The following is a 24762-nucleotide window of genomic DNA, read 5'->3' on the forward strand; positions in this document are numbered from 1 at the left end:
TACGGCCATGGATCTCGATACCGCACGATTTGCCCAGGGATTGCACGAGCACACCGCCGGGTTCGCGAAGGCGGTGGCCGGCGCGGATCCGGAAGCTCCGGTGCCCACCTGTCCGGAATGGCCGCTGCGGGTGCTGGCCGGGCACGTCGGCCAGGCCCATCGCTGGGCGGCGGACCTCATCCGTTCCGGTCCGGCCCCGGTCCCCGATCCGTTCGAGGCGGACCCGGGCGCGCCCGACGAATGGTCCGCCTGGCTGCAAGCGGGTGCCGCGGACCTCGCCGCCGCGGTGCTCGCCGCCGCCGACCGTCCAGTGTGGACCTACTTCGGCCCGCGACCGGCGACGTTCTGGCTGCGCCGCATGGCCCACGACACGACGGTGCACCACGCGGACGCGGCCTTGGCCGCCGGGGCCGCGTTCGAGGTGGCGCCGGACCTCGCGGCCGACGCGATCAGCGAGTGGCTGGAAATGCTGTCCCATCCGGTCATGGCGACGCTGAGACCGGGCTTCTCGGCACTGCGCGGCACCGGCCAGACGCTCCAGCTTCGCCCTGCCGACGGGGTGGGCTGGCTGATCACCCGCACCCCCGGCGGCGTGCGATGGACGCGCGCCACGGACACCGCGGACGTGACGCTGACCGGCCCCGTCGAAGACCTCCTTCTGGTGCTCACCCGACGACTGTCAGCCGACCGGGTCACTATCACTGGCGACCACGGCCTGGCCGAACACTGGGTGGCGCACTCGGCGGCGTAAGCGCATCGACGCTCCGAAAGCCCGGGGCACCACCTGCCTTAAAGGAAGCGAGAGGGCAGCGCGGGCCCCGGGTCCCCGCCATCCCTAAGCCATTCCACGGCGGGTGTGTCACCATCGGGAAATGGGAACCACCCCCGGCTCGGCGCCCGAGGCGCAGCCTTCGCAGTTGCGGCAGCTGCGCCTGGCCAAGGACGCCATGGACCGGGACTGGGCCGAACCTCTCGACCTGGACGCGGTCGCGGCGCACGCCGGGTATTCGCGCTGCCACTTCGTGCGCCTGTTCCGGGCCGGGTACGGGCAAACTCCCGGGCAGTACCTGAGCCGCCACCGGATCGAGCGGGCCGAGGATCTGCTGCGGACCGCCGATTTGTCGGTCACGGAGATCTGCTCGCTGGTCGGGTTCAGCAGCCTCGGGTCCTTTTCGGCGAGCTTCAAGAAGCACACCGGACTGACCCCGAGCGAATACCGGGAGCGCCACGTCAAGCAGAACTCGGCCCTCGTTCCCGGGTGTTACGCGCTGCTGTGGCACGGCGGGTTCAAGGGGCTGGGGCCCGCGGCCAAGCCGGATCCTGAGTGAAGGCCGGTCTCGGCGTGCCGGGACCGGCCTTCACGAAGCCGTTGCCGGCCAAGGAGAAAAGCCGCTTCCGCGGCCGTCCTGGCCGCGCCGCCGAGGACCGCAATTTTCGAGAAGCCCCGGGGACCCGGCGGTCGCTACGGTTGATCGCAGAGAGCGGGCGAACGACGTCCGCCGGATACAAGGAGTCACCTGTGATCAAGGGTCTGTCCATCGCCAACGTCTGGGTCCTCGACCATGATCGGGCCAAGGAGTTCTACACCGGAAAGCTGGGCCTGGAAGTCCGCACGGACATGACGATGGGCGACGGCGGGATGCGCTGGCTGACTGTCGGGGCCAAGGACCAGCCGGATCTCGAGATCACGCTGATGGTCCCGGACGCGCCCGCGCTCGATCCGGAATCCGCTGAGGCGCTGAAGAAGCTCGTCGCCAAGGGAGTGCTGGGAGCGGGGGTCTTCGGGACAGACGACATTCACGCCGATTACCAGACGTTGAAGGCACGCGGGGTGGAGTTCGTCCAGGAACCGCAAGAGCGGCCTTACGGCACCGAGGCCATCTTCCGCGACGATTCCGGGAACTGGTTCTCCTTCACCCAGCGGAGGGAGAACCTCGATCTGGGCAAAGACTGGAGTTGCTGACCGACCAGTGCCGCGGCCGGGGCGCAAGAGCGTCGGCAGGACCGGGCGACGGTTCGCTGCCGGTCGTCCGGGCTCTGCTCGGGATGGAAGGAGCTAGGCAGGAACACGCCGATGGAGCCCGCGTGGAGAGGTTCCTCGAGGCGACGACGGCCCGGGTCGGCAGTCCGCTCGCCGCGGTGGCGCGACGACACGACGGCCCGCGGACGTCAGCGGTGGCGTCTCCTCCGCGAAGTCCCCAGGAGTCGGCACGGCGTCTCCCCTGCCGAGCCGCCAGGAGCCAGCCGCGGCATAGCCCCAAGAGTCCGCGGCGGCATCTTCCCTCCAAGCCCCCAGGAGCCGACGGCGGCATCTCTCCTGCGACGGCACCACGAGACCGACCTCGCAAGGAGCAACGGATCTGGGCTGAACCGCGGTGGTCCCGCCAGGTCAGCGGAAACCACCGCGCCGGGCCGGAACGATCTCGACCCGACCGCACACAGCCGACCCCGCCAAGCGATCACGAGAACCCGAGCACCACACCCGCGATTAGGAGGTCTAGCGCTGCGACTCCGCCCGTTCGAACCGCAGCACCCCGTCGTCCACGCGGCTCAGGCGCAGATCCGCCGCGTCCAGCAGGTAGTTCTGCCGCATCAGCCACGGTCGCCGGTCGCCTTGGCGCGGCAGCACTGAGGCGGCGCGCGTGAGGTAGCCCGACGTCAGGTCCATGACCGGCCGCCGCCGGGCGGACGGGATCGCGGGCGGGCGAGCCACACAGATGTCGAAACCGTTGCGCGACAGGTGGTTCAGCAACCGGCACACGTACCGGGAGACGAGGTCTGAGCGCAGCGTCCAGGAGGCGTTCACGTAGCCGATGCACCACGCGAGGTTCGGCACCCCGCCGAGCATCATTCCCTTGTACACCAGCTGTTCCGCCGGTTCGATCGGCTTGCCGTCCACGCTCAGCTCGATTCCGCCGAACGCGATCACCCGCAGGCCGGTCGCGGTGACGACCACGTCCGCGGGCAGCTGTGCGCCGGATTCCAGCGTGATGCCGTCGGGCGTGAAGCGGTCGATCCGGTCGGTGACGATGTCCGCTCGGCCGCTGCGGAGGGCGCGGAAGAAATCCGCGCCAGGGGTCAGGCAGAGTCGCTGGTCCCAGGGCTGGTACCGGGGAGAGAAATGAGGGTCGACGGGGATCGAGGCAGGCAGTTGCTTCGCGGCTGCTTCGCGCAGGAAAGCCGCCGCGCGTTGGGGTTGTCGGCGCGAGAACTGGTACAGCAACGTCGTCACGAGGACGTTCTTCGCCCGTACTGCGTGGTAAGCCAGCCGCGAAGGCAGGAATCGGCGGAGGCGGCGGGCGAGCGAGTCCGTCCACGGGCGGGCCAGGACGTAGCTCGGCGAGCGTTGCAGCATCGTCACCGACTTCGCCGTGGAAGCCAGTTCCGGCACCAAGGTCACCGCGGTGGCGCCGCTGCCGATCACTACGACTCGTTTGCCCGTGAAGTCCGACTCTTCCGGCCAGAACTGGGGGTGCACGATCTCGCCGCGGAACGAGGCGCGGCCGGGGAAGTCGACGACGTGGCCGTTCTCGTAGCTGTAGTAGCCGCTGCACAGGTACAGGAAGGAGCAGGTGTGGGTGACCGCCTCGCCGTCGTGTGAGGCTTCTACTGTCCAGCGAGCCGAGGAGGACGACCAGGACGCGCGGACAACCCGATGCCCGAAACGGATGTGCCGGGAGATCTCGTGTTCGGCGGCGGTGTCGCGGATGTACTCGAGGATCTCGGCGCCGGACGCGATCGCCTGTTCCTTGCGCCACGGCCGGAAGGGGTAGCCGAGGGTGAACATGTCCGAGTCGGAGCGCACGCCCGGGTACCGGAAGAGGTCCCAGGTTCCGCCGATCGTGTCGCGCGCTTCCAGGACGGCGTAGGTCCGGCCCGGGGACTGCTGCTGCAGCCGGCAGGCCGCGCCGATGCCGGACAGCCCGGCTCCGACGACCAGGACGTCGAAATGCGCCACGATTCCTCCCCGAGAGAAGCGACTCCAGCCCACCTTACGGCCCGGGCCGCGAGCAAGTGGGGCCCCGCCGGGCCGGGCCGGGAACCACCGGCCCGGCGGGGAAAACCGGGTTCACCGCAGGGAAACCACTGTGGTGGCGCCGAAGGTGTCCTTAAGCGGAACTTCCACCGTGCGCCGCCGTACCGTCACGCGGACGCTGTCCTGCAGCTGCGTCGGGTCGGAAACAGCGAGACTGTCCCGGCCGAGCGCCACCGAAGCGGGTCCTGAGACTGATACTTCGTCTACGGTACCCGCACTGTAGAAGTTTGCGAGCAGTGTGTTATCCCACAGCCGCAAAGCCTGGACAGCGGGCGTATTGGCCCGCACGCGCCACGCGAGCACCGACGCGACCGTCCCCGCCACCGACGCGCCGGGCAGGACCGCGTACGCGTACTTCGCGTCCACCGGCTTCGCGCCGTGCTCGATCACCAGCTTCTGGTACCGCCGCGTGTTCGGGGTCGTGGTGCCCTTCGTGTTGGCACCGGTGTCGACGTCGCGCCACGCGCCGGTCCGGTCTTCGCGCAACGCGGTGACCTCGGCGTTGTCGAGCAGGACGTACCCGCCGACGTGGTCGAGGTGCAGCCAGCGCGGCCGGTGCAGCGTGCTCGAATCGCCGACCACGCGCGCGTCGGCCAGCAACGTGCCGCGGCCGTTTTCGCCGAGGTTGCGGTTTTCGATCGTCGTCCGGACCGCCTGCCCGGACGTGTCGGTGATCCCCGCGCCGAGGCAGACGATGCCCGCCGGCGTGAAGAACCACGACTTCTTCGCAGTCAGCGAACCGTCTTCGGAGACGAAATCCATCGCGTACGCGCCGTGCCGGGCGTCCCAGCGCACGCCGCCGACGTGCGCTTTCGTCGTCAACGGCGTCGCCGCCAGCGGACCCGGCGGGCCGGCCTTCGCGGTGGTGCCCGGCAGGAGCGCCGGATCGACGGTCGGCCAATAGGCGTCCGAGTAGTGTCCTTTCGCGTTGGGAAGGAACAAATACAGCACGCCGTCGCCGACGTGCCAGCCGTGCAGGTTCATCCCGTTGATCGACTCGTAGCGCGAGATCCGCGTGGAGCCGACGCCGAGAGACGCGGACCAGCCCTCGGTCACGTGCACCATCCGGTCCTGCTGCCCGAAGATCCGGTGCGTCGCGACGATCGGCGCGGGCCGCACGCGTCCGGCGAGCATCTCCTGGGCGAACTCGATGCCTGGCGTCGCGACGAGGTCCGGGCCGGGCGCGAACCGTTCGGGATCGGGGATCTCCAGGAACGGCGCGTACGTGCCCTCCTTGATCCATTTGGCCGCGAGCCCGGACAGCTCGCTCTTCACGGTCCCGGTCGCCGATCGAGCGAGAACCAGAGTCGCGACGGTCAGCTGGTGCCCGATGTCGTGCCCGGTTTCGCCCTGCCGCGACAGCATCCGCCCGCGCACCGGCTCCATCAGCGCACCCGCGTAGACGAACGGCGCGAACGTGTCGCCTACCAGCGCGTACACCTTCTGCGTCAGCTCGTCCGGCAGCGCGTACTCGGTGCCTTCGGTGACGTGGACCGTCCCGGCGAGCGCGGTCAGCAGGACGATGCCGTAGTGGCCGGGGTAGGGGATGGTGTCGTGCTGGATGAACGAGCCGTCGGCGTGGAAACCGTCGCCCGCGGCGCGGTCCAGCTTCGCCAGGACGCTGGCCGCTCCCCCGCCGGCGACGTCGGTGATCGCGTCGATGCCGGTGCGGATCCACGCGGTGTCGCCGGTCAGTGCGCCGGAAACGATCGAGATCAGCGCCTTGTCCGCCCGGTTCGCGCCGGTTTCGACGACCTTTGGGTTGTTCGCGCGCAGATTCGGGTTGCCGACGAACCGCTTGATCGGGCTGACATACCGCGCCAGTTCGTCGGCGGTCAGCTGGTCGGCGACCGTGACGAGGGTGTGCAGCAGGTAGTACGGCACGCCGATCTCGTAGGTGTACCAGTTGCCGATCTCGCCGACCCGCGGGTTGTACTGGCTGGCGTAGATCAGCTCCAGCGCCTTCTTGATCCCGTCGAGCACCTTCGGATCGCCGGAAAGCGTGCTGCCCGGCGTTCCCCAGTCGACGGCGATCGCGCGCAGCCGGGCATACATCGACGTCGTGTAGTCGCTGCCGGGACCGAGCGGCAGGTCAGTCCACAGTGGACCGTTGCCGGACACCGACATGCCGTCGTAGTAGGACTTCGCGACCCGGCCGAGGTTCTTCAGCGCGGCCGTGCGTTCCGGCGACGGGCGGTTGATGCCGGTCTGCAGCTCGCGGTAGCCAGCCACGATCTTCTTCAGCGGATCAGCAGCAGGTGCGGCGAAGGCCGGGCGCGCCGTGCCGACGAGCGCGGCCGACGCGGCGGCGATGGCACCGCCACGCAGTGCGGTTCTGCGGTTCACGGGCATGACGGTGCCTCCCAGTGGGGTTGGTTGTGCGTGGCAATCCCGGTCAGAACCGCGATTGCCGCGCACGAGGGGCTCTGCTCAGCGCGCTCCGTCGACACGGCGCGGCAACTGCCACGGGTTCGCTTCCTGAAGGGCTTCCGGCAGCAGCGCGTCCGGGAAGCTCTGCCAGGCCACCGGACGCAGGAAGCGTTCGATCGCGGCTGTGCCGACCGACGTCGTGGTCGGGGCGGTCGTCGCCGGGTACGGGCCGCCGTGCTGCTGGGCCCAGCTGACCGTGACGCCGGTCGGCCAGTCGTTCCACAGCAGCCGTCCGGCCAACCTGGCGAGCGAGGGCAGCAGCGGACGCACGAAGTCTGCGTCGCTGTCCTCGCCCTGGACTGTCGCGGTCAAGCCGGGTTCGAGGCTGTCCAGCACCTCGGTCAGTTCTGCCTGGTCGGAGTAGGTGACGATCAGCGACGCCGGTCCGAAGTGCTCCTCGCGGACCGCCTCTCCCCCGGCCAGGAATTCCTTCGCGGTGGTGGCCAGCAGCGACGGGGTGAACGCATCGCCCTCCTGTGCGCCTTCCACTACCGACTCGACGCCCGACACCGCGCGCAGGTCCGCGAGCTTCTGCGCGAACCCGGCGGCAATGCGGTCGTTCAGCATTTCCTGCTGAGCCACCGCGCTGACGGCCTCGCGCAGGGTGTCGTCCAACCCGTGGCCCTCGGGCAGGAAGAGCAGGCCCGGCTTGGTGCAGAACTGGCCCGCGCCGAGGCTGAACGACCCGGCGTAGCCCTTCGCCACCGCTTCGCCGCGCGCGGCCACCGCGCCCGGCGTGACCACGACTGGGTTGACGCTGCCCAGTTCGCCGTAGAACGGAATCGGTGTCGGCCGTGAGACCGCGATGTCGAACAGCGCGCGCCCGCCCGGCACCGAACCGGTGAACGCGGCGGCGGAAATCCGCGGGTCCTTGAGCGCCGCCACACCCTGTTCCACGCCGTGGATCACCGCGAACGCACCCTCCGGCGCACCCGCGGCGGTCAATGCCTGCGCGACGATCTCGCCGGTCCGCGTCGAGAGCTCTTCGTGGCCCGGGTGCGCTTTGAGCACCACCGGGCACCCCGCGGCCAGCGCCGAAGCGGTGTCGCCGCCCGCGACGCTGAACGCGAACGGGAAGTTGCTCGCGGCGAACACGAGCACCGGCCCGATCGGCACGAGCACCCGGCGCAGGTCCGGCCGGGCGCCCATCGGCCAGGCCGGGTCGGCGTGGTCGACGGTCGCGCCCAGGAATTCGCCGTCCCGCAGCACCTCGCCGAACAGCCGCAGCTGGAACGTGGTGCGCGCGAGTTCGCCCTTCAACCGCGGGGCGGCCGGAAGGCGGGTTTCCTGGTGCGCCAACGGAATCAGCTCATCAGCGGCGGCGTCGAGCGCATCCGCGGCTGCGGCCAGCCACTGGGCCCGGTCGGCCGGGGTGCTCTCAGCGAACGGCCGGGCGGCTGCGGCAGCGGCGGCCAGCACGCTTTCCAGTTCCGGGGCGGAAGTTTCGCGGCTCAATGGATCTCCTCGTCAAACAGGTTCAGGACGCCGAGCGCGCGGCGGCGCGGCACTCGGCTCGGTCAGCCGGGATGTTTTCGACCGACCGCGGGGCGGCTGCCAGCACGCTTTCCCATTCCGGGGCGGGGGTTTCGCGGCTCGGAGCAGCTCCGCGCCGCACGAACTTCACGGCACCGAGCACCCGGCGACGGCCCGCCCCGGCCAACGGCCCAGCGGCCGCCCGCGCCCTTCCCCGCTCCAGAGCGGACATCTCGCGACTCGACACAGCTCCTCGCCGCACAGGTTCACGACACCCGGCGAGCACGCGTCCCCGCTCCGCGGCAAAAACTTCGCGACTCAAAGCAGCTCCTCACGACACCGAGTGCGCAGCAGCGGTAGCGGCGTGCAGATCCGGCCAACGCGCAGGCCCGGCAAGGCCCAAGTGGTACAGATGCAGTTCCGTAGCGCCAGCCTTCGCCAGCTCGCCCACATAAGCCCCGATATCCGGCACCGCGCTCGCCCCGACCGCCGTGATGTAGCTGCCGATCGCGACCCGGTCGGGCAGCGCGTGCCGTGCGGCCGCGACGGCGTCAACGCTCGCCTGGCCCGGGGCCCAGTTCTGCAGCACGACCGTCTCGGCGTCGTCGGCGGCTGTCGGGGTCAAGCCGGGCAGCGCGCCGGTCACCCACGGGTCGAGTGCGCCGTGCAGCACGATCCGCGTACCCGGCTCCAGCACGGCCAAGACCGCAGCCCGCAGCGCGTCGGTCGACCGCTGCCGACCAGACAGCAGTTTTTCCTTCAGCTCGCCCGGAAGTCTGTCCTCGCCCACCGACAAATCCGCCGTAGCGATCAGCCGCTGCACCTCGGCGCGCAGGGTTTCCCGGACCTCCGACGGGTCGAGGCCGGTCCAGCCTTCCGCACAGGCGTCGCAGCAGCAGATCGACAACAGCCGAGCGGCAGCGGGAGCCCACACACCGTCGGTCTTCTCGTGCTGGTGCTGGTGCACGCCGCCGAGCGGGCCGCACGCTTCCAGCAGCACTGACGAAAGCTTCAGTCCTGCAACGGATTCCGCGGTGAGCGTCGCTGCGTACTCGCGTACTGCGGGCTGCGCGGGGCACAACGCCCACGGGTACGACTCGCCGAAGCAGTTGCGCACCGCGTACTGCGGGAATTCGGTGCCCAGCTGCGAATTATGCGTGAGCACGATCCACGCGGCAGCCGGTATTCCGGCGTCGTTGAGCCGGCGGACCGCATCGCCGCCGCTGTCTTCCCCGGAGACCCAATCCGGCGTGGCGGGCACGAGGTCCGACCAGGCTTCCGCGCGCACCGGGCGGTAGAGAGCGGCAGTGCGCGCGACCACCGAGGTCCGCTCGGTCGACCACGGGGTCGCGGCGCGGGCGCTGTGGTAGGCCAAGGCCACGGCGACCTCGTCCACCCCGAGATCCTGCGCCCGCTCGGCGAACGCGGTGTCGCCGAGCACGTCCCACGGATACGCGTATCCGGTCACCTTCACCGGTTCACCACCTCGCCGTGTTCGGTTCGAAGCCGGGCGTGTACTTGCGCATGTATGTCACATCGTCCCGTTTGGTCAGTCCACATCGGACATAGTCCTCGTGCGCCCTGGCGAGCGCGTCCTGGTCCAGCGTGATCCCGAGCCCGGGCCGGTCCGGAACCGCCACTGCCCCGTCTACGAAATTCAGCACGCCCGGTTCGATCACGTCGGCAGTCTTCCATGGCCAGTGCGTGTCGCAGGCATACGTCAAGTGCGGGGTGGCAGCCGCGACGTGGACCATCGCGGCGAGGCTGATTCCGAGGTGGCTGTTGGAGTGCATGGACAGCCCGACGCCGAAGCTCTCGCAGGCCACCGACAGCGCCTGAGTGTCGCGCATTCCACCCCAGAAGTGGTGGTCGGACAAGAGAACACCGATCGCGCGCGCCCGGAAGGCGGGTTCCAGGTCGCCGAAGTTCACCACGCACATGTTGGTGGCCAACGGCATGCTCGCCTCGCGTGCGACGCGCGCCATGCCCTCGATGCCCGGCGTCGGGTCTTCGAGGTACTCCAGCACGCCGTCGAGTTCGGCGGCCACGCGGATGCTCGTCTCGGGCGTCCACGCCGCGTTCGGGTCGATGCGCAAGGGATGCCCGGGGAACGCCGAAGCGAGCGCGCGGATGCCCTCGATCTCTTGCTCCGGAGCGAAAACCCCGCCCTTGAGCTTGATCGAACGGAACCCGTAGTCGTCGACCATGCGCTGCGCCGAGCCGACCAGCGCTTCCGGGGTGAGGATCTCGCCCCAGCTGTCCTCGTCCGCGTCGAGGTGCGCGCCGTACTTGTAGAACAAGTACGCGGAGAAGTCGACGGCGTCGCGAGCCTTGCCGCCGAGCAGGTCGGCGACCGGACGGCCGAGGAACTGGCCTTGCGCGTCCAGGCAGGCGACCTCGAACAGCGAGTACACGCTGGCGATCGTCTTGCGGATGGAGAATCCGCCGATCAGGCCGTGCTCGTCGGTCAGCACCGTTCCGGCGAGCGTGCGCGCGATGATCCGCTTCAGGCCCGGCAGGTCGAAAATGTCGTGTCCGGCCAGTTCCGGCAGCACCTTGCGCACTTCGCCGAGGAACGCCGCGTCGCCGTAAGACTCGCCGAGGCCGACCACGCCGTCGTCGCACACCACCTGCACCACGCTGCGCAACGCGAACGGCTCGTGCACGCCCATCACGTTGAGCAGCGGTGCGTCCGCGAAGGCGACCGGGGTCAGCACCACGTCCCGGATCTTCATCAGAGGCCTTTCAGCACGGCGAAACCGTTTTCGACGACCTTGCCCAGCCGGTCGATCTGCTCGGGCGTCGGCTCGATCAGCGGCGGCCGGACAGTGCCGACCTTGTCGCCGCGCAGCCGGGCGGCGGCCTTGACCAGCGACACCGCGAAGCCGGGCGTCTCGTCGCGCAACGCCACCAGCGGCAGGTAGAACCCGGCGAGCAGCGCGTCCATCGTCGCGTTGTCGTCCTCCGCGAGCGCGCGGTGGAAGCGGTGCGCGATCTCCGGCGCGAAGCAGTGCACCGCCGAGGAGTAGCGCGCGACGCCAGCCGCCGCATACGCCTTCGCGGACACTTCCGCGGTCGGCAAACCGTTGAAGAACAAGAAGTCCGCGGAACGCCGCGTGCCGAGCGCGCGGATCGTGGTGACGATCCGGGTCATCGCTTCGACGTCGCCGTAGCCGTCCTTGATCCCGACCACCGACGGGATGTCCAGCAGCTTCACCGCGGCCGGCGCGGTGAAGACGCCAGTGCTGCGGTGGTAGACGATCACCGGCACGGAGGTGTCGCCGATCGCGTAGCGCACGTAGTCGACCAGCCCGTCCTGCGGCCCGGTGACCAGGTACGGCGGAAGCAGCAGCACCCCGTCGGCGTTGCCCGCCTGCGCCGCCGCGACACCCGCGCGCGCACCCGCGGCACCGCCGCCCGCGCCGACCCACACCGGGACTCGCCCGCCGGCGACCTCGCGCGCCTTGGCCAGCAGCGCCGCGACCTCGTCGACCGACAGCGAGCTGAACTCCCCGGTGCCGCACGCGACGAACAGCGCGCCCGCACCGGCGGCGATGTGGCTCTCCACGTTCTCCGCGAACCCGTCGAGGTTGAGCTCGAGGTCTTCGGTGAACGGGGTCAGCGGGAACGCCAGCAAGCCGTCCAGCTCGATCTCGGTCTGTGCCATCAGTTTCTGCTCCAATGTTCACATTCTTGAATGGAGTCTGTTATCGTGACTATGTTCACCCACAAGAACGCTGTTCGGGACGCTAATATGGCCGGACTCACAAGTCAACGGCCCGGTTGGAGGACGCGCATGGCGCAGAAGACGGACCCCGCCACCGCTCCCGCGGAGTCCGCGGGCGTGAAGTCGGCGCGGCGCGCCATCGACCTGATCGAGACGTTCGCCGCGAACGACGTGTGGCTGTCGCTGTCGGATCTCCATGCGCGCACCGGGTTCCCCCGCTCCAGTCTGCACGGTTTGCTGCGCACCCTGCTGGACGCGGGCTGGCTGGAGGCGGACGCGAACTCCGCGCGCTACCGGCTCGGCGTGCGCGCGCTGATCTGCGGCACCGCCTACCTCGACCGCGACGCGATCGTCCCCTACGCCACCGAAGCTTTGGAGCGCATCCGCGAGAAGACCGGCTTCACCGCGCATTTCGCCCGCCGCAACGGCACCGAGGTCGTCTACCTGGAGACGCGCGAGTCGCAGCACTCCACGCACCTCATCTCGCGCGTCGGCCGCACCCTGCCCACGCACGCGACCGCGCTGGGCAAGGCCTTGCTCGCCGAACTGACCCACGAAGAGGTCGAGGCGCTCATGCCCGAGAAGCTGGTCGCGCTCACCCCGAACACCATCACCACGCTCGACGCGCTGCACGCCGACCTCGCGCGCACCCGGGAACGCGGGTACGCCGCCGAGATCGAAGAGGGCACCCTCGGCGTTCGCTGCGTCGCCGCGGTGATCCCGTACCGCATCCCCGGCACCGACGCGATGAGCTGCTCGATGCCGCTGGGCAAGGTCACCGACGCCGACGTCGAACGCGTCGGCGAGCTGCTGGCCGAAACCACCGCCGAGCTCGGCCAGCAGCTGCGCCGCGCCGGAATCCGCTGACCGCCGCCACCAGTGTCCCTCGTGAGCGTCGGCGCCGGTCAGAACCGGCGCAGGCACTCACGAGCTTTCGTGAGAGGAAATCCATGCCAGACCAGCGTGTGCTGATCACCGGATCGGCCGGCGTCGTCGGCACCCTGATGCGGCCGCGGCTGCGCCGGGAAGGCCGGGTGCTGCGGCTGCTCGACCTCGCCGAGCAGCCCGCCGCCGAGGACGGCGAAGCGGTCGAGATCGTGACCGGCTCGGTCACCGACCCCGAGGCGATGGCCGCCGCCTGCGCGGGCGCGGACGCGTTGATCCACCTCGGCGGGCTCAGCCGCGAGGCGTCCTGGGACGCCACCCTCGACGTCAACATCAACGGCACGCACACCGTCCTCGAAGCCGCGCGCGAAGCCGGGATCCGCCGGGTCGTGCTCGCGTCGAGCAACCACGCCGTCGGCTTCCGCCGCAACGCCGACGCGGGCGAGAACGGGCTGCCCGCCGACTCCAGCAGCCGGCCGGACACTTATTACGGCGTAAGCAAAGCCGCCATCGAAGCGCTGGGCAGCCTGTATGCGTCGCGGTTCGGCATGGACGTGATCGTCATCCGCATCGGCTCGTGCTTCGAGACCCCGCTGCCGCTCGGCATCCGCGGGCTGACCAGCTGGTTGTCGCCGGACGACGGGGCGCGGCTGTTCGAGGCGTGCCTGAGCGCGCCGTCGCCGGGCTACCGGATGATCTGGGGCGTCTCGGACAACACCCGCCGCGTCTACTCGCTCGCCGAGGCCGAGGCGCTGGGCTACAAGTCCCACGACAACGCCGAGGTCTACGCCGAGCAGCTGGCGGACAAGCCCGCGCCGACCGGTGCCGCGGCCGAGTACGTCGGCGGGCCGTTCTGCACCGCGCCGCTGGGCGTGTTCAACCCGCTCTGAGCGGTACCCTCGCCCACGGGACCCTCGAAGAGGAGGACGCCGTGGGCGAGCTCGGGCCTGCCGACACGAACGGCATCCTTTCCCTGCCGTGGATCCGCCCGGAACGCACCAGCGCGGGTCTCGGCTGGGACCGGATCTACCTGTCCAAACAGCGCGAACTCCCGTATCGCGCGGAGTTCGGGCCCGCTCGCACGCACCAGCTGATCCTGCATCTCGCCGGTCCCGTGACGGTCCGCCGCGGCGTCGGGTCGCCCGGCGAGCGCAGCAGGCGGATCCCGGCGGGCGGGCTCTTCCTCCAGCCGTCGCACCAGGAACTGTCGGTGGAGCTCGGCGGCGAACTCGACACCCTGCACGTGTACCTGCCGGACTCGGCGGTGCAGGAGGCCGCCGGATCGGACGCTCCGGTCCGGCTGGCCGACGAGCTCGGCAGCGTCGATCCCCTGCTCGAACAGCTCGTTCTCGCGCTCGACCGGGTCGTGCGGGAGTGGGAGCCGGGTGCCCGCGCGTATGCGGATCAGCTCGGCGCGCTCGTCGCCGCGCAGCTCGCGCGGCAGCACCGGGCCGGGCCGGGCGTTCCCCCGGCAGCAAGGCCGGTCGAGGCGTTGACTGACCGGCAGTTCGCCCAGGTGCGCGAGCTGATGGACGAACGGCTCGCCGAACCGCTCGGTCTGGCCGAGCTGGCCGCGGCGGCCGGGCTGAGCGTCAGCCGGTTCGCCCGGCGGTTCAAGGCCCGCACCGGGCTGCCGCCGCACCGCTACCTGCTGCGGCTGCGCGTGGAACAAGCCGGGTTGCTGCTGCGCACCGGCACCGAACCGATCGCGGACATCGCCGTGCGCTGCGGTTTCTCCCACCAGGAACACCTCACCCGGGTGCTGCGCGCCCAGCTGGGCACCACGCCCGCCGCGCTGCGCCGGGACGGCTGACGCGCGTTTCGTGCAGTCCGCTCAGCACGTCTGTGCAGGCGCGGGGTCTTCGCCACCCGGATACTCGACGTACCCGCGTGGAAGGACCGTCGATGTTCACCTACACCGCCAACCCGGCCCGGGTCGTGTTCGGCAGCGGCACGCTCGCCGTCGTCCCCGACGAAGTGCGGCGGCTCGAAGCCGGCCGGGTGCTGCTGGTGGCCGGAAAGTCCGCTGCTCAGGCAGCCGATCGCACGGCTGAGGCGCTCGGCCCGCTGCTCGCCGCCCGCTTCGGCGAGCCCACGATGCACACCCCGGTCGAGGTCACCGAACGCGCGCTCGCGCTGGTCGCCGAGCACTCCGCGGACTGCGTCGTCGCGATCGGCGGCGGGTCCGCGACCGGGCTGGCCAAGGCGCTCGCGCTGCGCACCGACCTCCCGCAGATCATCGTGCCGACCACCTACGCCGGGTCCGAGATGACGCCGGTGGTCGGCCAGACCGAGCACGGGCGCAAGACCACCCAGTCGTCGCCGAAGGTGCTGCCCGAGGTGGTCGTCTACGACGTCGACCTCACGCTCGGCCTGCCCGTGCCGACCTCGCTGACCAGCGGTGTCAACGCGATGGCGCACGCGGTCGAAGCGCTCTATTCGGCGCAGGCCAACCCCATCGTCGACCAGTTCGCCTTGGAAGCGATCCGGTTGCTCGCCGCCGCGCTGCCGCGGATCGCCGCCGATCCGTCCGATGCGGACGCTCGAACGGACGCGCTGCGCGCCGCGTGGCTGGCCGGTTCGTGCCTGGGTTCGGTCGGGATGGGTTTGCACCACAAGCTGTGCCACACCCTCGGCGGCAGTTTCGGGCTGCCGCACGCGGAAACGCACACGATCGTTCTTCCGCACGCCATGGCGTACAACGCGCCGAACGCCGCCGACGCGATGCGGCGGATCGCCGAAGCGCTCGGTGCGCCGGACGCGCCGACCGCGATGTTCGACCTGATCGCCGGTCTGCCGGTGCCGCGTTCGCTGGCCGAAATCGGCCTTGCCGAAGGCGATCTCGCCAAGGCCGCCGAACTGGCCGCCGCCGCGCCTTACCCGAATCCGCGCGAACTCACCCGCGACGGCATCGAAGACCTGCTGCGGCACGCGTGGTCCGGCACTCGTCCGGACCCGGCGGAAGGCACGCCGCCTGATTTGCGTGGGCTCACCCAGGAGGTCGTGGACAGCTTTGCCAGCACACCGGATCCTCGGTTGCGCGAACTGCTGTCCGAGCTGGTCCGCACGCTGCATTCGTACGTCGTGCGCACCGATCTCACTCAGGAGGAGTGGGAGTACGCGATCGGCTTCCTTACTCGTACCGGGCAAATCAGCTCCGACACGCGGCAGGAGTTTATCCTGCTGTCGGACATCCTCGGCGTTTCGAGCGTGGTCGACGTGCTCACGAACTCGCGGACGCCGGACACCACGCCGTCGGCCGTACTGGGTCCGTTCTATGTGGAGGGACCGCCGGAAACCGAGCAGGGCGCGGATCTCGCCGAAGGATTGCCGGGCACTCCACTGTGGACTGATGTCCAGGTTACCGAACCGGACGGAACCCCGGTGCCGGACGCGACAGTGGACGTATGGCAGTCCAATGAGGACGGTTTCTACGACGTCCAGCTGCCCGATGTGGACGGCCCGGTGCTGCGCGCCCGGTTCCGGACCGACGCCGAAGGGCGGCTGCGGTTCTGGACGATCGTGCCCTCGGCGTACCCGATCCCGGACGACGGCCCGGTCGGCGGCATGCTCACGGCGACCGAACGGCATCCGTTCCGCGCGCCGCACGTGCACTTCATGATCGCCAAACCGGGCTACCGCACGCTGGTGACCCAGCTGTTCGTCCGCGGCGGCGACTACCTCGATTCGGACACCGTGTTCGGCGTGAAGGACGGCCTGATCGTCGACTTCGCCGAACAGACCGGCCCCGCGCCGGACGGGCGCGAACCCTGGCGCCGCCTCGATTTCACCTTCCGCGTCTCCCCGGGAACCCATCATGACCAGGTATGACACCGACGTCCTCGTGGTCGGCAGCGGCCCGGCAGGCGGTTCCGCCGCGCTGCTGCTCGCGACCTACGGCGTCCGCACCGTGCTCGCGACCAGATACGGCTGGATGGCGCACACGCCCCGCGCGCACATCACCAACCAGCGCACGATGGAGGTCCTGCGCGACCTCGGCATCGAAGACCAGGCGCTCGCGCAAGGCACTCCCCCGGAGCTGATGGGCGACACCGTCCTGTGCACGTCGCTCGTGGGCGAGGAAATCGGCCGGATCGCCAGCTGGGGCACCGCTGATCGCTCGGCGACTGAATACGCGGCGGCGAGCCCGTGCCACCTGATCGACCTGCCGCAGACCTACCTGGAACCGATCCTGGCCGCGAATGCCGCCGCGCGCGGGGCGAAGCTGCGCCTGGACACGGAATTCCTCGACTTCGCCCAAGACGATGACGGCGTGACCGCGCGATTGCTGGACCGGGTTCGCGGCGACGAGTTCACTCTCCGCGCCCGTTACCTGATCGGCGCGGACGGCGCCCGCAGCCGCGTCGCCGAGCAAGCCGGGCTGCCGATCGACGGCCAGTCCGGCAAAGCCGGCAGCATGAACATCACTTTCACCGCCGACCTTTCCGAGCACGTCGCGCACCGGCCGAGCGTGCTGTACTGGGTGATGCGGCCGGGCGCGCATCTCGGCGGTATCGGGATGGGTCTCGTGCGGATGGTCCGGCCGTGGAACGAATGGCTGCTGACCTGGGGTTACGACATCGCGCAGCCACCGCCCGGCGTGAGCGCCGAAGAAGCGGCCAGAATCGTCCGCGACCTGGTCGGCGATCCCGACCTCCCGGTGGAGATCACTTCGACTTCACTGTGGACGGTCAACCACAGCTATGCGACGCAGTACTCGTCCGGGCGCGTTTTCTGCGCGGGCGACGCGGTGCACCGGCATCCGCCGTCCAACGGGCTCGGGTCCAACACCTCGGTGCAGGACGCGTACAACCTGGCGTGGAAACTCGCGATGGTGGTCCGCGGCGAGGCGGGCGAAGGACTTCTCGACAGCTACAGCGCCGAGCGCGCCCCGGTCGGCAAGCAGATCGTGGACCGGGCGAACCTCAGTCGCGACCAGTTCGGGCCGATTTTCGCCGCGCTCGGCATCGACGGCGACACCGATTCAGACGCCATCGCCGCCGGTCTCGCCGCCTGCACCGCCGCCACCGAGGACGGAGCCCTGCGGCGGAAGCGGTTGCAGGCGGCGATCGAGCTGAAGAACTACGAGTTCAACACGCACGGCGTCGAGATGGACCAGCGGTACGTCTCGAACGCGGTCCTCCCGGATGGCGTCGAGCCCGCGGCGGACCGGGATCCCGAGCTGTACCACCGTCCGACGACCACGCCGGGCGCGAAACTGCCGCACGTCTGGCTCGTCGGCCCGGACGGTCGCCGAGTGTCCACATTGGATACCGTCGGCCGCGGCCGGTGGACTGTCCTCACTGGACTCACCGGCGGCGCCTGGCGTGAAGCCGCCGCGAAAGCCGGTGCGGACCTCGGGCTGGACCTGCGGGTCGTGACCATCGGTTCGCCCGAGGCCCGCGATTCCTACGGAGACTGGGCCCGGATCAGCGGCATCGAGGAAAACGGCTGCCTCCTCGTCCGGCCGGACGGCTATATCGCCTGGCGGCACGCAGCGGCGGGAACCGGCCTGCTGGAAGCACTTCGCCGCCTCCTCGCCCGTTAGCTCACGGCATCCCCCACGGATCGCTCGACCCGCCGGGCGCGACCGGCCGGACCGTGAAGTCCGGCCGGTCGCCGCGGCGGCAGACATACGCGTCCTGACCGCGCGCGAGATCGACCTGCACGTCTCCGTTCGCCAGCCGCCGCCAGCGCCGCGGACGGCCGTGCGCGTCCGTCACCGTCAACTCGCCGTCGATGCCTGGCCTCAGGACGCAGGGCGAACCGGCTTCGCTGTGCACCTTCAGCCAGCGCGTTTTCCCGCCTTCACGCGATGCGCTGAGCAAGAACGCGCCTTCGGTCCGGAAGTCGCGCACCGCGATGTCACCCCACGCTGCCGGCACCGCCGGGAACAGCCGGACGACGCCGCCCCAGCTCTGCACCAGCATGTCCTGCATGGATTTCGCCGCGGACAACGGCGTTTCGATGACCGGACCGGATTCCTTGTACATCGTGTTCGGTTGGATATAACGTTTTTGCAGCTCGTCGAGGTAATACGCGGCCTTCTCGCCACGGAGCATCTGCGCGGAGATCGACGCGGCGCCGGTGAACGTGTAGCCCTGCAACGCGCCCTCGAAGCCGACCCAATGGTTGAGCGAGGTTTCGATGATCTCGCGATGCTCCGGTTGTTCCCAGGTGATCTCGTAAAGCGGGTAGATCTGCAGCAGATGCGAGTAATGCCGGTGCGATTTGGCGAACGGGACGCCCGCGCCGATCATGTAGCCGTTCTCGTCGGCCGGGTAGTCGGTGAGCGTGGCGAGCACCTGCTGCCATTTGCCCGCCAGCGGATCGGCGATGCGCAGCTCGCGCGCGGTGTCCAGCAAGGTCCGGCAACCCCAGCGGATCAGGGCGAGGTCGTAATTGGTGTCCGGCGCGTTCACGCCGTACTCCGGGGAGAAGGTCGCCGGGAGATGCAGGCGGCCGTCCGGGCCGGGGGCGAGGAAGTGCAGGTAGTAGTTGATTGCCTTGCGCAGCAACGGGAACAGCGTGTCGCGGCGCAGCTGGCGGTCCATCGTGTGCCGGCAGGTCAGCCAGACGTTGTGCAGTGCCCAGGTAAGGTTGCCGACCTCGGGCGTCGGGGTGTCCTTGCCGGGGATGCCGACCGGGTAGCCGCTGGTCGAGTCGGCGAGGCCGTTGAGCAGCGTCATGTCGGTGGTGCGCGGGATGCCCGCGGAATCGGCCTGGTACGGCTTCGCGACCTGGCTGGTGAGCCGGTCCCGGTACTTGCCGAGCGCGTAGCTGACCGCGTCGAGTTCGAGGTGGTTGGAACCTTGGATGAGCCAGTATTCCAGCTGCACGTTGAGGTTCCACCAGGTCGCGGGCCACGGCGTGTTTTCCAGCCACGGCCCGGAAGTAGCCATCACCGGCGCTTCCCGGCGCGCGGCCGACGCGACCTTGTACAGCTGGATCCAGTAGAAACTCTGCAGCCGGGTGTCCGGAATGGACAGGAAGCTGCGCCGGTAGTAGTCGTGCCACCAACGGCGATGGTCCCAGGTCAGCACTTCCAGCGTGCTCGCCCGCCGCACGGTCTGCAACGCGCGGACCGCCGAGGTCTTCTCCGGATGCGACCACGCGACCGACGTGTACAGCGTCCGCGCGCTGCCGCGAGAGACCTCACGCCAAGCCGTCACGTGCTCGCCGCCCGCCAGCAGCGGCTGGACCGCGAGGTGCGCGTCGCCTGCCTGCTGCAAGTGGACCGGCGGGTTCTCCGCGTATCCGTCCGGCGGCGGCTTCTTCCACACCGGATCGGCGCGCGGGCTGATCGCCTTCGCCGGATGGAACACCCACTGGAAGCCGCGTTCGCCCTCCGACGGCCGCACCTCCACCGCGAGCAGCGACTGTCCGGTGTGGACGATCGCGCGCAGTTCCAGGCTGCCCGCCGCGGTGGTGATCGTGCCGGCGAGTTCGGCGTTCCAGACGTCGAGCCGCCAGTCGAGGCCGGTGATCGCGCCGACCGGTTCGAGGGTGAAGTACCCGATCGGCAGCCGCGCCAGTCCGAACAGCGACCCGAACTGCGGCCGGTGGTCCTGCACCTGGCTGTGCTGGACGTTGAAGCGGACCGCGTTGCGCCCGGGTTCGGCGTAGATGCCGGAGCCGAGGAAACCGTTGCCCAGGAAAGGGCCCTCGTACCAGGTCTTCGGCATCCGCCGCCAGCGCAGGTCCGCGGTCGCCAGGAAATCCGCCCAGTCGACGCCGTCGCGGCCCAGTTCCGCCGCGCTGGCCCCCGGCAGCCCGGCCGCTGCGGCGGCGATCCCGGCGAGCGCTCCGCCGAGCATTGTCCGGCGCGAGATGTCCATGTCCGCCAGCCTCCTCGTTTCTAGTCAGGCAAACCCCAGGCCGGGACGGTGCCCAGCGAAGGAACGTCACGCGGCCCGAAGTCCGGACGGGCACCGCGCGGGGTGACGGTGACCGTGCTGCCCCGCCGCAGCTCCAGCGTGATCCGCCGGGGCCCGACCGGCCGCCACGGCAACCGCCGGCCCCATTGATCGCGCACGTCGATATCGCCGTCGATCCCGTGGTCGAGCACCAGCGGGGCACCGGCTTCGCTGCGCACCCGCACGAACTCCGTCACGCCGCGGCGCCGCGAAGCGTCCACCAAGAACGCGCCCTCGGTACGCAGCCCGGCGATCGACGCGTCCGGCCACTTCGCCGACACCGACGGGAATGCCTTCACCACTCCCCCGGAACCTTGCAGCAGCATGTCCACAACGGACTGTGCGGCGGTGACGGGGCTTTCGATGGCGAAGTTCGAGCCCTCGCGGTACATCGTGTTCGCGGTCAGTTCGGTGTCCGCGACGATGTTCCGGTCGAGGAAGAACTTCAAGTACCGCAAGGCTTCCTCGGGCTGGTCCATCACCGAGTTCATCGACGACGCGGCCGCGTAGCTGTAGCCGTGCCAGGCCGACTGGTCCGCCGCCCAATGCCGGAAGGTGCGGGTCATGACGTCCCGGTCGGCGGGGTGCTCCCAGTTCCGCTCCCGCAGCGGGTACAGCCAGAGCAAGTGCGAGAAGTGCCGGTGCGAATCAGCGAGCCGGACGCCGTCGCCGATCAGCACGCCGTCGGCCGGATCCTCGTGGTACGGAACGAGTTTCGTGGCGATCTCCCGCCACATCGGCACGCGCGGCTCGTTCAGCCGCAGGATCCTCGCTGAGTCGACCAGCGTCGTCGCGGCCCAGCGGATCAACGACAGGTCGTACGTGCAGTCGGCCGCGTCGGCGTACTCCGGAGACCGGGTGAGCGGCAGGTGCAGGAGCCCGTCCGGTCCGGTGAAGAGGAAGTGCCGGTAGAAGTTGAGCGCCTTCGCGAGCGTCGGGTAGAGCACGTCGCGCAGCACCGGCTGGTCGAGGTGATGGCGGTACGCGAGCCAGACGTTGTGCAAGCCCCACAACAGGTTCCCGGTCTGGTCCGTTTTGGACGTCGTCCCCGGAACGCCGACCGTCCTTACGCCGCCGGGCCGCAGCCGCCAATCCCCCGGATGCGAAAGGGCGTAAGTATCGCCGTCCCGGTAAGCGGGCGGAACCGACACCTCCAGGTTCGCGTGATCGCGGCGGAAAGTCTCGGTCACCGCGTCCAGCTCCGGATGGTTGGCGCTGTTCACGATCGGATACGTGACCTGGACGTTCAGGTTCCACCACACCGCCGTCCAGCTGTTGCCGACCTCCGGGAACCACGGCCCCCATTCGGCGGCGACCGGGCCGTCCTTGCGGGTCGCCGAGGCGATCTTGTAGAGCTGGATCCAGTAGAACCGCTGGACCTGCTTGTCCGGCACGGACACGAAACTGCGCTGATGGAAGCTGTTCCACCAGCGGCGATGCCAGGCGAGCAGCAGATCCGGGTTCGTCGCGAGCGTCCGGCCGACCAGCGACACGGCGTCGCGGGTGTGCGTGGAACGCGGGAAGGAGTACGCGACAGCCGCCGCGAACAACCGCTTCGTGCCGATCCGCTTCTCCCGCCACGCCGTCGTGTACCCGCCGCCTGCGGTCAACGGCTGCGCGCAGTACCCGTTCGTCTGCTCGGGGTCAGGATTCGCGGTGTACTCCGGCGGCTTGCGCACCGTGCGGGTCGTCGCCGAGACCAGCGGGGCGAAACCCCACGTCGCGCCGGATTCGCCCGCGCTCGGGTCGAGCGAGACGAGCAGGACGCCAAGATCGTTGTGCACCACGGCGGAGAACGCGACCTGCCCGCGTGTGGTGGTGATGGTGCCGCCGAGTTCGGCGTTGTACAGGTCGAGTGTCCAGTCGACGCCGGTGATCGCGCCGGCGAAGGCGAGCGTGATCGCGCCGATCGGCAACCGGGACAGCCCTATCCCCGCTTCCCACTGGATGCGCTGATCCTGGACCTGAGCGTGGCTGAGCATGAACTTCAGCACCTGCGGCGTCTGCCCCGCGTAGGCCTGGACGCCGAGATAGCCGTTGGCCAGGAACGGCGCTTCCTGCCAGTTCTTCGGCAACCGTCGCCACCGCATCCGCGCGTCCATGGCGACATCCCGGTGCGGGCTGCGCTGCGCCGCCGGGGCCGGCGGCGCACCCTGCGCCCAAAGCCCGCCGAACGCCGCCGCCCCCGCGGCGACCGACACGGACCGAAGCACCGTCCGCCGCGACACCCCGACCATGACACCCTCCGGATTCATATTACGTTTCGCGCCCGCTTGCGCGGGTTCAGCGGAATATATCCAGACAGAGCAGGCGAAAGCCAGAGTCGTTCACCCGGAAAGCCGCACAGACATCCGATGACTGGGATCCGGCAGCTGCACACTCAGATACGTGAAGCCCGTGCGGGCCACCCCCACTGACTCTGATTCCCTCAGAGTCCCCCTCACGCCCCCGCCGTCCGCGAGAAGCCCCTCCGCAGCCCCGGATTCCCTCAAAGAGCCCTTCACGGACCACCCACCCGCCCGCCCGCGCCCGCCACCGAGAATGCGCCCCAATGTGGCATTGGGTGCATGTGACGCACCGAACGCCACATTGGGTGCGTAAGACGCACCCAATGCCACATTGGGGCGCTAACTCCCGCCGCCCAACCGCCGCCGGTGCACCCCGACCATCGAAGCGCCCAACCGCACCAGCACACCCGACTATCGGAGCACCCAGCCCCTCCCCCAACCCCGATACAAAGCCGCCCTGCGGTTCGGGGGTGCTTGTCAAGGCATCTTTCCCGCCTTGACAAGCACCCCCGAACCGTCAGCACAATGGGCCAACGGGGTGCCCCACGCCACCAAGGGCCCGATGTCGCCGCCAGGCGACGAGCCACCCGCCCCGACGACTCACAACGCAGGCAACGCCACCCGCTCCAGCCAAGCCGCGAAGAACTCCCGCAACGACCGCCCCGCATAGGACTCCGCCAGCGCCACGAACTGCTCCGTAGTCACCGCACCATGCCGGTTCTCCACGGCCCAAGCCTTCACCAGCGCGAAGAACGCCGGATCCCCCATCTCCCCGCGCAGCGCGTGCAGCGTCAACCCCCCACGCTTGTACACCCGCTCGTCGAACATCCGCGCCACGCCAGGATCGCCGATCGCCACATCCGCGGGCTTGGCGCACACCCGCGCATGCCACGCCCGGGCCAGCTCTTCCGCCGACGAACCGCCGGACCGCTCCGACCACAGCCACTCGGTGTAAGTGGCGAAGCCTTCGTTGAGCCAAATGTGCTGCCAGTCCGCGACAGTCAGGCTGTTGCCGAACCACTGGTGCGCCAGTTCGTGCACCACGAGCCGCTCGTGCGTGCGCTTGCCGTCCACGTGGTTGGCGCCGAAGATCGCCATCCCCTGCGCCTCGATCGGGTCGTCGAGGTCGTCGTCGGTCACGACCACCACGTACTCGTCGAACGGGTACGGCCCGAACCATTCCTCCAGCGCGTCCATCATCCGGCCCTGCCGCCCGAAGTCCCGCGCGAACGCCCGCCGCAGCCGCGGCGGCACCGCGGCCCGCTGGACGACGCCGCCGGGACGCTCGACCGTGCGCTCCGGAACCCAGGCGCCGCCGGACAATTCGAGGTCCTCGTACCGGCCGATCTGGACGCTCATCAGGTAGGTCGAGGTCGGCTCAGGCCGTTCGAACACCCATTTCGTGGTGCTCGCCGACTGGTACCGCGACACGAGATTCCCCGTCGCCGCAACGAGATACGGCGACGACGTGGCGATCGCGAGCCGGTAGCTCGCTTTGTCCGCCGGATGGTCGTTGCACGGGAACCACGACGGAGCGCCCACCGGCTGGCTCGCCACCAGCGCGCCGTCGGTCAGCTCGTCCCAGCCGATGTCGCCCCACCGGCTGCCGACCGGACGCGGATTGCCCGCGTAGCGGACCTCCACCTGGAACACGGTCCCGGCCGGCACCGAGCGCGCCGGTTTGACCTGCAGCTTCAGCCCGCGCCGCACGTACTTCGCCGGTTTGCCCTCGACCAGCACGCGCGACACCCGGAACTCGCCGAAGTCGAGCGTCAGCCGGGAAAGCGCCTGGGTGGCCTCGCAGGTGAGCACCGCCGTGGCGGACAACCTGTTCGGACCAATGCGGTAGTCGAGATCGAGGTCGTAGTGCCGGACCCGGTAGCCGCCGTTCCCGTGCGCGGGAAGGTACCCGTCGCCCGAGGTCTCCGCTCCGGGCACGGCCGCTTTCCCGTTCACCCGCACCGAAACCCGCCTTCGCCCGCCGCCGTGATCCTTTCCAGGATGAGG

At 69.8% G+C, this 24762-nt stretch carries 18 protein-coding genes; 8 read left to right on the plus strand and 10 right to left on the minus strand.

Annotated elements, in window-relative coordinates:
• Positions 1 to 7: 7 nt before the first annotated feature.
• The 3 genes from L3Q65_RS17235 (at position 8) to L3Q65_RS17245 (ending at position 1963) form a co-directional block, all read left to right on the plus strand.
• Entirely contained in the window at positions 8 to 751 is a 744-nt protein-coding gene (locus tag L3Q65_RS17235) for a maleylpyruvate isomerase family mycothiol-dependent enzyme (RefSeq protein ID WP_237600243.1), read from the plus strand.
• A gap of 121 nt (positions 752 to 872) precedes the next feature.
• On the plus strand, positions 873 to 1328 hold the full coding sequence (locus tag L3Q65_RS17240) for a helix-turn-helix transcriptional regulator (protein ID WP_237600244.1): 456 nt from the start codon (positions 873 to 875) through the stop codon (positions 1326 to 1328).
• A gap of 191 nt (positions 1329 to 1519) precedes the next feature.
• The gene (locus L3Q65_RS17245; protein WP_182895985.1) at positions 1520 to 1963 is read left to right on the plus strand and encodes a VOC family protein; all 444 of its coding nucleotides are present in this window, start codon (positions 1520 to 1522) and stop codon (positions 1961 to 1963) included.
• A 534-nt stretch (positions 1964 to 2497) separates the two neighbouring features.
• On the opposite strand, the gene L3Q65_RS17250 is transcribed toward L3Q65_RS17245, so the two are convergent.
• From L3Q65_RS17250 to L3Q65_RS17280, 7 genes are all read right to left on the minus strand, one after another.
• Positions 2498 to 3961: an NAD(P)/FAD-dependent oxidoreductase gene (locus tag L3Q65_RS17250; protein WP_237600903.1), complete on the minus strand. Its 1464-nt coding sequence runs from the start codon at positions 3959 to 3961 to the stop codon at positions 2498 to 2500.
• A gap of 108 nt (positions 3962 to 4069) precedes the next feature.
• Positions 4070 to 6388, minus strand: a complete 2319-nt coding sequence (locus tag L3Q65_RS17255; RefSeq protein ID WP_237600245.1) for a polysaccharide lyase 8 family protein — start codon at positions 6386 to 6388, stop codon at positions 4070 to 4072.
• A gap of 78 nt (positions 6389 to 6466) precedes the next feature.
• Complete coding sequence (locus L3Q65_RS17260; RefSeq protein WP_237600246.1) at positions 6467 to 7921, minus strand: aldehyde dehydrogenase (NADP(+)); 1455 nt, start codon at positions 7919 to 7921, stop codon at positions 6467 to 6469.
• A 22-nt stretch (positions 7922 to 7943) separates the two neighbouring features.
• The gene (locus L3Q65_RS17265) at positions 7944 to 8171 is read right to left on the minus strand and encodes a hypothetical protein (RefSeq protein ID WP_237600247.1); all 228 of its coding nucleotides are present in this window, start codon (positions 8169 to 8171) and stop codon (positions 7944 to 7946) included.
• A 99-nt stretch (positions 8172 to 8270) separates the two neighbouring features.
• Positions 8271 to 9413, minus strand: a complete 1143-nt coding sequence (locus L3Q65_RS17270; RefSeq protein WP_182895988.1) for a hypothetical protein — start codon at positions 9411 to 9413, stop codon at positions 8271 to 8273.
• 4 nt (positions 9414 to 9417) lie between these two features.
• Positions 9418 to 10674 carry a glucarate dehydratase family protein gene (locus tag L3Q65_RS17275; RefSeq protein ID WP_237600248.1) on the minus strand — a complete coding sequence of 419 codons (1257 nt, stop codon included), beginning with the start codon at positions 10672 to 10674 and terminating at the stop codon, positions 9418 to 9420.
• Entirely contained in the window at positions 10674 to 11606 is a 933-nt protein-coding gene (locus L3Q65_RS17280; RefSeq protein ID WP_182895990.1) for a 5-dehydro-4-deoxyglucarate dehydratase, read from the minus strand. Before L3Q65_RS17280 ends, L3Q65_RS17275 begins: the two co-directional genes overlap by 1 nt.
• Positions 11607 to 11735: 129 nt before the next feature.
• Between L3Q65_RS17280 and L3Q65_RS17285 the strand changes: the two genes are divergently transcribed.
• From L3Q65_RS17285 to L3Q65_RS17305, 5 genes are all read left to right on the plus strand, one after another.
• Positions 11736 to 12533: an IclR family transcriptional regulator gene (locus L3Q65_RS17285; RefSeq protein WP_237600249.1), complete on the plus strand. Its 798-nt coding sequence runs from the start codon at positions 11736 to 11738 to the stop codon at positions 12531 to 12533.
• Positions 12534 to 12616: 83 nt separating this feature from the next.
• Positions 12617 to 13441, plus strand: a complete 825-nt coding sequence (locus L3Q65_RS17290) for an NAD(P)-dependent oxidoreductase (RefSeq protein WP_182895991.1) — start codon at positions 12617 to 12619, stop codon at positions 13439 to 13441.
• A 41-nt stretch (positions 13442 to 13482) separates the two neighbouring features.
• A complete protein-coding gene (locus tag L3Q65_RS17295; RefSeq protein ID WP_182895992.1) occupies positions 13483 to 14364 on the plus strand; it encodes a helix-turn-helix domain-containing protein in 882 nt (293 codons plus the stop codon).
• Between the two features lie 92 nt (positions 14365 to 14456).
• Positions 14457 to 16382: a maleylacetate reductase and hydroxyquinol 1,2-dioxygenase domain-containing protein gene (locus tag L3Q65_RS17300; protein WP_237600250.1), complete on the plus strand. Its 1926-nt coding sequence runs from the start codon at positions 14457 to 14459 to the stop codon at positions 16380 to 16382.
• On the plus strand, positions 16369 to 18099 hold the full coding sequence (locus tag L3Q65_RS17305; RefSeq protein WP_237600251.1) for an FAD-dependent monooxygenase: 1731 nt from the start codon (positions 16369 to 16371) through the stop codon (positions 18097 to 18099). The genes L3Q65_RS17300 and L3Q65_RS17305 overlap by 14 nt, the downstream gene beginning before the upstream one ends.
• Before the next feature lies 1 nt (position 18100).
• On the opposite strand, the gene L3Q65_RS17310 is transcribed toward L3Q65_RS17305, so the two are convergent.
• The 3 genes from L3Q65_RS17310 to L3Q65_RS17320 all read right to left on the minus strand — a co-directional run bounded on the left by L3Q65_RS17310 (position 18101) and on the right by L3Q65_RS17320 (position 24717).
• Positions 18101 to 20389, minus strand: a complete 2289-nt coding sequence (locus tag L3Q65_RS17310) for a Tat pathway signal sequence domain protein (protein ID WP_237600252.1) — start codon at positions 20387 to 20389, stop codon at positions 18101 to 18103.
• Between the two features lie 20 nt (positions 20390 to 20409).
• Positions 20410 to 22704: a hypothetical protein gene (locus tag L3Q65_RS17315; protein ID WP_237600253.1), complete on the minus strand. Its 2295-nt coding sequence runs from the start codon at positions 22702 to 22704 to the stop codon at positions 20410 to 20412.
• 651 nt (positions 22705 to 23355) lie between these two features.
• Positions 23356 to 24717 carry a M1 family metallopeptidase gene (locus L3Q65_RS17320; RefSeq protein ID WP_370648189.1) on the minus strand — a complete coding sequence of 454 codons (1362 nt, stop codon included), beginning with the start codon at positions 24715 to 24717 and terminating at the stop codon, positions 23356 to 23358.
• Positions 24718 to 24762: the final 45 nt, after the last annotated feature.

The sequence above is a fragment of the Amycolatopsis sp. FU40 genome (assembly GCF_021903635.1).
Classification (GTDB): domain Bacteria; phylum Actinomycetota; class Actinomycetes; order Mycobacteriales; family Pseudonocardiaceae; genus Amycolatopsis; species Amycolatopsis dendrobii.